We start from the raw sequence: 8293 nt of genomic DNA, 5'->3' as shown, positions 1-8293 counted from the left end.
GGGCAGGGCGCGGCGCGGTGACGTACGCGCGTCGATCCTCGCCCTCCTGAAGAGCCGTCCCATGCACGGCTACGAGATGATCCAGGAGATCGCCGAGCGCAGCGGCGGGGCGTGGAAGCCCAGCCCCGGCTCGGTCTACCCGACCCTCCAGCTCCTGGAGGACGAGGGTCTGATCAGCAGCGCGAGTGAGGGCGGCAAGAAGCTCTTCACACTCACCGATGCCGGTCGTGAAGCGGCCGACGAAGGGCCCGAGGCCCCTTGGGAAGAGGCCGGGCGCGGGGTCGACTGGGAGACGCTGAACGAGATCCGGCAGGCCGGGTTCGGTCTGATGGAGGCGTTCGGCCAGGTCTGGAAGACCGGCAGCAAGGAGCAGCGCGAGAAGGCGGTTTCCGTCATCAACGACGCGCGCAAGAAGCTGTATCTGATCCTCGCCGATGAGCACTGACGACGCCGGGGGCGATGCTCCCGTCGTGGATGAGGCGCCCCGCACCGTGTGTGCGGGGCGCCTCGTTCGTTCCGGGCGGAGTCGGCCGCGGCCACGGTGTCGCGGAACTTAGCCGCAGGGCCTGGAGCATTTGCGCTACTGATGAACCGTCAGTACAGGGGGTGGGTGTGGCACCCGTGCTTTGTCGCCCTCGGAGGGAGTGGGATAGTGTTCCCCTGCCCTGTGACGGACGCAGGCGACGCGCCTTGGAGGTGAGACCCATTACCGCAGCAGCAGGTCGGGTGCTTCCTCCTCGCGACCGCGCGGTTCACCGGGCATAGGTGAATCCGAGGGAGCCCCATCGGGATCCCGGAAGGTTTTCGTCGCATGTCGGTTTCATCTTTCCTCGCTCCTCGGGTGCTCTCCTCTACTCAGGCACCTCCCTCTCCCTCTGTCTCTCCCTCCCCTTCGGACCCCGCCTCCGTGGTCACGGCGCTGCGCGCCGCCGGGTGCGTCTTCGCCGAGGACGAGGCGGAGTTGATCCTCTCCACCGCCCGCACCCCGGCCGAGGTCCGCGCCATGGTGGAGCGCCGGGCGGGTGGGCTGCCCCTCGAACACGTCCTGGGCTGGGCAGAGTTCCGCGGTCTTCGGATCGAGGTCGACCCCGGGGTCTTCGTCCCGCGGCGCCGGACCGAACTCCTCGTCGCCCAGGCCGCCGCGCTCGCCGGGCGTGCGGCCGTCGTCGTCGACCTGTGCTGCGGCTCCGGTGCCCTCGGCGCCGCGCTCGCCGCGGGCCTCGACCGGGTCGAACTGCACGCCGCCGACATAGACCCCGCCGCGGTCCGCTGCGCCCGCCGCAATGTCGCCGCCGCCGGGGGAGAGGTCTACGAGGGCGACCTCTACGCCCCGCTGCCCCGCACGCTCCGGGGCCGCGTCGGCGTCCTGCTCGCCAACGTCCCCTACGTCCCCACCGGCGAGGTCGGCCTGCTGCCCGCCGAGGCCCGGGTCCACGAGGCGCGGGTCGCGCTCGACGGCGGCAGCGACGGACTCGACGTGCTGCGCCGGGTGACCGCGGGGGCGCCGGACTGGCTGGCGCCAGGTGGTCATCTGCTCTTCGAGACGAGCGAGGGGCAGGTGCCCGCCGCCGTCGCAGCCGTCGAGCGGGCGGGGCTTGTGGCGCGGGTCGTGGAGGACGAGGAGCTGTACGCGACGGTCGTCATCGGCACCCGGCGCGGGAGCGGGCGAGCGGGCGGCGCATGAGCGGGCAGGGCGACTCAGGCGGGGCGCGCGGGGCGGTGAGAGCGGGCTCCGGCTAGCCGACCCGTCGTATCACCGCCGCGTCGAAGAGATCCGAGGCCCGCGGGAACGGGCTCTCGTCGTGGCAGTGCCAGGCGTCCCAGAACAGGTCGGCGGGCAGCGCGTCGTCGGGTGCGTACACCCGGTACACGTACTGCCTGCCGTCGACCGCCGGCAGGGCGACCATCCAGAACCTGCTCTCCATGCAAGTGAGACTTCCGAACCCGTGCGGAGGTTGCGCTCCGGCCGTGAGGCAAGGCGGCGCGCGCCGCGGGGGCGGACCCGTCGGATCTCATCCGTAAGGAGGACAACCCACCCATGCGTGCCCACCCTGTGTCGGACGCGAAGATGCTTCCCGCCGCCGATGCATATGCCACCGGTGATTGATGGGGTGGGAGTGTGCAAAGCCGTACTCCGCCGGGCGCCGAACCGGACCCGACCCGAGCAGAACTCGACTCCCGCCTCAGCGCGGAGCTGGCCTCGGTCGTGGCCGGAGCGCGCCGCCGGGCGGTGCGGGACGGCGACCGGCAGATCGACACCGCGCATCTGCTGCACTCCCTCCTGGAGACCGACCCCGAGGTGCGCGCCGTCTTCGAGAACGGCGCGCAGGTGGTGCGCCTCCTCGGCTACCTCGTGCAGCGCAGCATCGGTTACGGCCTCCAGTGGCAGGGCACCGTCGAGGACTCCGGGGCCGTGCCGGTGGTTGTGGCCCACAAGGAGGCGGGCTGGTCGCCCGCCGCCGTCTCGGCGATGGACGTGGCGCTGGAGCGCGCCGAGGTGCGAGGGGACCCAGGGGCCCTCGGCATGGACCTGCTCGCCGGGCTCACCGCCGACCCGGAGTGCCGGGCGGTCGAGGTGCTGGGGCGCGCCGGTGTCGACGTCGAGGTCCTGCTGCGGCGCGTGGAGGCGGGCTGCCGGCAGTACGCCGCCGGGGGCCACGGCTTCGCGGGCGGGCACAGCTTGGCGGGCTGAATGGCGCGGGCAAGGCCGCCGCGCGTAGCCCTGGAAGGGCTTGGCGGGCGGGTGGCGTCCGCTGACTGAGACAGGCGTCAGGCGGCGTGACGCTCATGACACCGCCTGCCATGATGTGCCAGTGCAAGCGTCTCAGGGGATTCAGGAGGGCAAGGCGGGCCAGGAGCACCGGGGCCGAGGCCTCGGACTTGGGCTCGCCCTGTTGTCGGCGGTCGCCTTCGGTGGCTCCGGTGTCGCGGCGAAACCGCTCATCGAAGCGGGCCTCGACCCCCTGCACGTGGTGTGGCTGAGGGTGGCGGGCGCCGCCCTGGTGATGCTGCCCGTGGCCTGGCGGCACCGGCGGCTGCCCAGGAGCAGGCCCGCGCTGCTCGCCGGGTTCGGCCTCCTCGCCGTGGCGGGCGTCCAGGCCTGCTACTTCGCGGCGCTCTCCCGCATCCCCGTCGGCGTGGCGCTCCTCGTCGAGTACCTCGCGCCCGCCCTCGTCCTCGGCTGGGTGCGTTTCGTGCAGCGGCGGTCGGTGACGCGTGCGGCCGCGCTCGGCGTGGTCCTCGCCGTCGGCGGACTCGCGTGCGTCGTCGAGGTGTGGGCCGGCCTGAGCTTCGACGCCGTCGGCCTCCTGCTCGCCCTGGGCGCGGCCTGCTGCCAGGTCGGCTACTTCGTCCTGTCCGACCAGGGCAGTGACGCGGGCGACGACGCCCCGCACCCCCTCGGCGTCATCGCGTACGGCCTGCTCGTCGGCACCGCCGTGCTGACCGTCGTCGCGCGCCCCTGGGGCATGGAGTGGTCGGTGCTCGCGGGCGGCGCGGACCTGGACGGCTCGAGCGTTCCCGCCTGGCTCCTGCTCTGCTGGATCGTGCTGATCGCGACGGTCGTCGCGTACGTCACCGGGGTGCTGTCCGTGCGCAGGCTCTCGCCCCAGGTGGCCGGTGTCGTGGCCTGCCTCGAAGCGGTCATCGCGACCGCACTGGCCTGGGTGATCCTCGGCGAACACCTCTCCGCGCCGCAGCTCGTCGGGGGCGCGCTCGTCCTCGCGGGCGCGTTCATCGCCCAGTCGTCCGCGCCCGCCGAGCGTGCCGTGAAGGCCCGGGTCCCGGATGCCGAAACGGAGTTGTCGCGCAGCGGCAGTTCGACCTAGTGTGCGGATCATGAAGTCACGCGCACTCGTTCTTCCGCCCCCCGCCGCCTAGCGCGGGGCGCTCACGGATCACGCCCAGGCCAACGGCCGGGCGGAACGGTGCTGCCCGCAGACGGAGCCAGAACATCCTTCTCTGCTGCGGAGAACTCACGTGTCGAACGCTGTACTCGGCCTGCCCGTCGGGCGAGGCCTCTTCTATCTGATCGTCGCCGGAACCGCCTGGGGCACCGCGGGTGCCGCCGCCGCGCTGGTCTTCCAGGCCAGCGACATGGGGCCGGTCGGCCTCTCCTTCTGGCGGTGCGCGGGCGGGTTCGTCCTGCTGCTCGGCGTGCGCGTGGTGCGGCCGCGCCGGGCGAAGCCGTACGAGGCGCATGCGGCCCTTCTGGAGCCGCATGCCGCCCCCTTGGGCCGCCTGGCCGGCCGGAGCCGGAGGGTGCGGCGGATCGTCGTGACGGGCGTGGCCCTCTCGGTGTTCCAGACCGCTTACTTCGCCGCCGTCGAGGCGACCGGCCTCGCGGTGGGCACCGTCGTCACCATGGGCTCCGGGCCCGTCCTCATCGCGCTCGGCGCGCGGCTCACCCTCGGGGAGCGGCTGGGTCGCGGCGGGGTCGTCGCCGTCGTCGGCGCCCTGGCCGGACTCGTGGTGCTCGTCCTCGGTGGCGGGGGCGCGACCGTGCGGCCGGTGGGCGTGGTCTGGGGGCTCGTCTCCGCGGGCGCGTACGCCGCGATGACGCTGCTGACGCGGCGCTGGGGCCGGGACGGCGGGGCCGGCTCGGCGGACGACACCGTCTGGTCGTTCGCCGTCGTCGCGCTCTGCCTGCTGCCGCTCGCCGGTGCGGAGGGCCTTGTGCCGCACACCGTCGAACCCGCGCGCGTGGGCCTCTATCTGCTGTACATCGCGGCCGTGCCGACAGCGGTCGCCTACACGCTGTACTTCGCCGGGGCGGCCGTGGTGCGGTCAGCGACCGTCTCCGTGATCACCCTCCTGGAGCCGGTCAGCGCCGCCGTCATCGCGGTCGCGCTGCTCGGTGAGGCGCTGACGGTGGCGACGGTCGCGGGCACGCTGCTCATGCTGGCCGCGGTGACGGGGCTCGCGGTCGCGGAGGCGCGAGGGGTGGTCGCGGCGCGCAGGGAGGCGGCGGCGGTGTAGTCGGTCGTGTACGGGTGCCGGTACGGGCACGGGTACGGCTAGGGGTGCAGGTACGGGTACGGGTTCCGGTGCGGATACCGGTACCCGTACCGGGAATTGGGGACGCGGAGGAGGGCCGGCGTCAGCGCTCGGTCAGGTAGTCGGGGACCTTGATGCCGGGCGCGAGGTCGGGGGAGGGGATCAGGGTGTCGTAACCCTTGCGCAGCGGGACCACGCCCGACCAGTAGGGGAGGTCCATGTCTTCGGGCTCGTCGTTCGGGCCGCCGGTGCGGGCCTTCGCCGACACCTCGTTCAGGTCGAGGCTGAGTACGGCGGTCGCCGCCAGCTCCTTGGCGTTGGCGGGGCGCGAATCGGTGGAGCGGCCCGGCACCACGTGGTCGACGAGCGCGTTCAGGGCGGTCCGCTTCTCCTCGGGATCCGTGACCTGGTAGGCGGTGCCGTGGATCACCACCGAGCGGTAGTTGAGCGAGTGGTGGAAGGCGGAGCGGGCCAGGACGAGGCCGTCGACGTGGGTGACGGTCAGGCACACCTGGAGGCCCGGGTCCTGCTGCCCTTCCTGCGCGTGGCCCGCCATGCGCAGGGGCCGGGACCCTGTCGAACCGTGCACGTACAGGCGTTCGCCCACGCGGCCGTAGAGCGTCGGCAGCACCACAGGGGAGCCGTCCCGGACGAAACCGAGATGGCAGACGTAGGCCTCGTCGAGTATCGCGTGCACCGTCTCGCGGTCGTACGAGGCGCGGTCCCGCGCGCGCGTGGGGACGGTGCGGTCGGTCGGTGCGTAGGCGGCGCTGTCCGGCGAAGCGGTGTCGGTGGTGGTCGGCGTCGTCTGCATGGCCTCTCCCTGTACGTGCTGCCTGTACGTGCTGCGTATGCCCGTGTACGTACTGCGTTTGCCGTTGAGTTTGTACTAGTGCATACTCTGTTTTGTGCTAGGAGAGTATCCGATCGAAGGGCGACGCGCAGCCGAAATCGCCGCCAGCGTGGAGCGTGCCGTGGGGGACGGCGGCCTGGAGCCCGGGCAACTGCTGCCCCCCATGCGGGAGTTGGCGACCCGTCTCGGCGTGAACCCCAACACCGTGGCGGCCGCCTACCGCACCCTGCGCGAGCGCGGGGTCATCGAGACGGCGGGGCGGCGCGGAAGCCGCGTACGGCCGAAGCCCGCCACGACCGCCCGCGAGCTGATCCGCGTGGATGCGCCGCCCGGCGTGCGCGACGTCTCCAAGGGCAACCCGGACCCGACGCTGCTGCCGCCGCTCGCCGACGCGTTCGCGGCGGCCGCCGCGCGGAGCGACGAGAAGCCGGTCCTCTACGGAGAAGGCGCCGTGGACCCGGAACTGGAGCACCACGCGCGCGTGGCGTTCGACGCGGAGGGTGTCCCCGCCGGGCCCATCGCCGTCACCTCCGGGTCGCTCGACGCCATCGAGAGGGTGCTCGCCGCCCACCTCAAGCCCGGCGACGCGGTGGCCGTCGAGGACCCCGGGTGGGGCAGTCTGCTCGACCTCGTCTCGGCCCTCGGGCTGCGCCCGGTCCCCGTGGGCGTGGACGACGAGGGGCCGCTCCCCGCCGATGTGGAGCGGGTCCTGTCCGGCGGCGCCCGCGCGGTCATCGTGACGGACCGCGCGCAGAACCCCACGGGCGCCGCTGTCACCGCGCCACGCGCGCGTGCCCTGCGCAAAGTGCTCGCCGCGCACAAGGAGGCGCTGCTCATCGAGGACGACCACGGCCACGGCATCGTCGACGTGCCGCTGCACCCCCTCGCCGGGGTGACGCGCAGCTGGGCCCTGGCGCGGTCGACCGCCAAGGCGTACGGGCCCGACCTGCGGCTCGCGGTCCTCACGGGCGACCCCGTCACCCTCGACCGCGTGCAAGGGCGCCAGCGGCTCGGCCCCGGCTGGGTGAGCCTGCTGCTCCAGCGTGCCGTGGTGCGGCTCTGGGCCGACGGCGCGGTGGACTCCGGGGCGGTGGCGGCGTCGTACGGGCGGCGGCGGGACGCGCTCATCGCGGCGCTCGCCGAGCGGGGGGTGCCGGCGCACGGGCGCAGCGGCATGAACGTGTGGGTGCCCGTGCCGGACGAGACCGGGGCGGTGGCGCGGCTGCTGCACGCCGGGTGGGCGGTGGCTCCGGGGGCCCGGTTCCGGCTCGGCGCCCGGCCCGGGGTGCGCATCACCGTGTCGGTACTCGCCGACGAGGACATCGTGCCGGTGGCGGACGCGGTCGCCTCGGCTGTCGGGCCCGCCCCGGCGCGGCGTTACGAGTGAGGGGGGCGGGCTCCGTGGGGCGGTGGCCGGTGGCTACCGGCGTTCGGATGCCGCGGGCCGGGCCGCCGCCGCGCCCGGCTCCGACTGGTCGAGTCCTGCGGGCGGGCGGGACTCGGTGAGTGCGCCCCGCGGCCGGGACTGGGTGACTGCCCCGCCCGGCCGGGACGGTTTGACCGCCCCGCGCGGCCGGGACTGCGTGAGCGCCGCGCCCGCCAGGACGATCGCCGCGCCGATTGGCGTCGACCAGCTCAGGGACTCACCGAGCAGGGCGACACCCGCCGCCGTCGCGATGACCGGAATGAAGTACGTGACCATCTGGGCGGTGGTCGGGCCCACCTCGGAGACCAGCGAGTACTGGAGCAGGAAGGCGAGCCCCGTGCCGAGGGCGCCGAGCGCCACGATCGCCAGCAGCGGAACGACCGGGAAACTGGTCGGGAACGAGGTGAACAGCGGGGTCACCACGGCCAGTTCGACGGTCGCGAGCAGTAGCTGTGCCCCGGTCAGGGAGAGGTTCGAGTGGCCCGATCCGGCCAGGGTGCGACGGACGTAGATCCAGCCGATCGGGTAGCTGAGCGAGGCGAGCAGCGCCATCGCCGTGCCCCCGAGGTCGAGGCCGCTGAAGCCCTGCCAGGCGCCGAGGACCGTCAGCACCCCGAGGAAGCCGATGCCGAGGCCCGCGACGCGGCGCCGGGTCGGGCGGTCCTCGGAGAGCGCGACCAGCGAGAGCGCCATGCCCCACAGGGGCGAGGTCGCGTTGCAGATCCCGGCGAGCGTGGAGGGGATCGTCAGCTCCGCGTACGCGAACAGGGAGAACGGCAGGGCGTTGAGCAGGAGCGCCGCCACCGCCAGGTGCAGCCAGGTGCGTGTCCCGCGCGGCAGCCGTACCCGCTTCACCGCGAGCACGGCGGCGACCACCGCCGTGCCGAACACGAGCCGCCCCAGGGTGACTTGGAAGGGCGCGTACGCCTCCGTACCCACCTTGATCAACAGGAAGCTGAAGCCCCAGACCAGCGACAGGACGCCGAAGCGGACGCGCCAGTCGAGGGCGGGGCGGGCGG

Annotated in this window: 9 protein-coding genes; 6 read left to right on the top strand and 3 right to left on the bottom strand. The window is 73.5% G+C overall.

Annotated elements, in window-relative coordinates; all coding sequences use genetic code 11:
• On the top strand, positions 1 to 445 hold a 445-nt coding region (locus GKQ77_RS22145; protein WP_219690678.1), incomplete at its 5' end, for a PadR family transcriptional regulator.
• Positions 446 to 811: 366 nt separating this feature from the next.
• Positions 812 to 1684: a putative protein N(5)-glutamine methyltransferase gene (locus GKQ77_RS22140; protein WP_219690677.1), complete on the top strand. Its 873-nt coding sequence runs from the start codon at positions 812 to 814 to the stop codon at positions 1682 to 1684.
• A gap of 52 nt (positions 1685 to 1736) precedes the next feature.
• Here the strand turns inward: GKQ77_RS22140 and GKQ77_RS22135 are convergent, their stop codons facing one another.
• Positions 1737 to 1925, bottom strand: coding sequence for a hypothetical protein (locus GKQ77_RS22135; RefSeq protein ID WP_030794760.1), 189 nt, complete (start codon positions 1923 to 1925; stop codon positions 1737 to 1739).
• A gap of 194 nt (positions 1926 to 2119) precedes the next feature.
• Between GKQ77_RS22135 and GKQ77_RS22130 the strand changes: the two genes are divergently transcribed.
• The 3 genes from GKQ77_RS22130 (at position 2120) to GKQ77_RS22120 (ending at position 4977) form a co-directional block, all read left to right on the top strand.
• Complete coding sequence (locus tag GKQ77_RS22130) at positions 2120 to 2692, top strand: Clp protease N-terminal domain-containing protein (protein ID WP_219690676.1); 573 nt, start codon at positions 2120 to 2122, stop codon at positions 2690 to 2692.
• Positions 2693 to 2807: 115 nt separating this feature from the next.
• Positions 2808 to 3827: an EamA family transporter gene (locus GKQ77_RS22125; protein ID WP_372459951.1), complete on the top strand. Its 1020-nt coding sequence runs from the start codon at positions 2808 to 2810 to the stop codon at positions 3825 to 3827.
• A gap of 151 nt (positions 3828 to 3978) precedes the next feature.
• Positions 3979 to 4977 (top strand): DMT family transporter, encoded by a 999-nt coding sequence (locus GKQ77_RS22120; protein ID WP_219690674.1) that lies wholly within the window; start codon positions 3979 to 3981, stop codon positions 4975 to 4977.
• Positions 4978 to 5098: 121 nt separating this feature from the next.
• Here the strand turns inward: GKQ77_RS22120 and GKQ77_RS22115 are convergent, their stop codons facing one another.
• Positions 5099 to 5809 (bottom strand): pyridoxamine 5'-phosphate oxidase family protein, encoded by a 711-nt coding sequence (locus tag GKQ77_RS22115; protein WP_219690673.1) that lies wholly within the window; start codon positions 5807 to 5809, stop codon positions 5099 to 5101.
• Positions 5810 to 5903: 94 nt separating this feature from the next.
• Here GKQ77_RS22115 and GKQ77_RS22110 point away from each other — a divergent pair, with 94 nt between their 5' ends.
• Complete coding sequence (locus tag GKQ77_RS22110; protein ID WP_219690672.1) at positions 5904 to 7235, top strand: aminotransferase class I/II-fold pyridoxal phosphate-dependent enzyme; 1332 nt, start codon at positions 5904 to 5906, stop codon at positions 7233 to 7235.
• 33 nt (positions 7236 to 7268) lie between these two features.
• On the opposite strand, the gene GKQ77_RS22105 is transcribed toward GKQ77_RS22110, so the two are convergent.
• Positions 7269 to 8293: DMT family transporter (locus GKQ77_RS22105; RefSeq protein WP_219690671.1), on the bottom strand; the 1025-nt coding region annotated here is incomplete at its 5' end.

Origin of the sequence: Streptomyces anatolicus (assembly GCF_019400875.1) — a bacterium.
Classification (GTDB): Bacteria; Actinomycetota; Actinomycetes; order Streptomycetales; family Streptomycetaceae; genus Streptomyces; species Streptomyces anatolicus.
The sequence above is the reverse complement of the archived record's forward strand: the minus strand, read 5'-3'. Positions and strand labels throughout refer to the sequence as shown.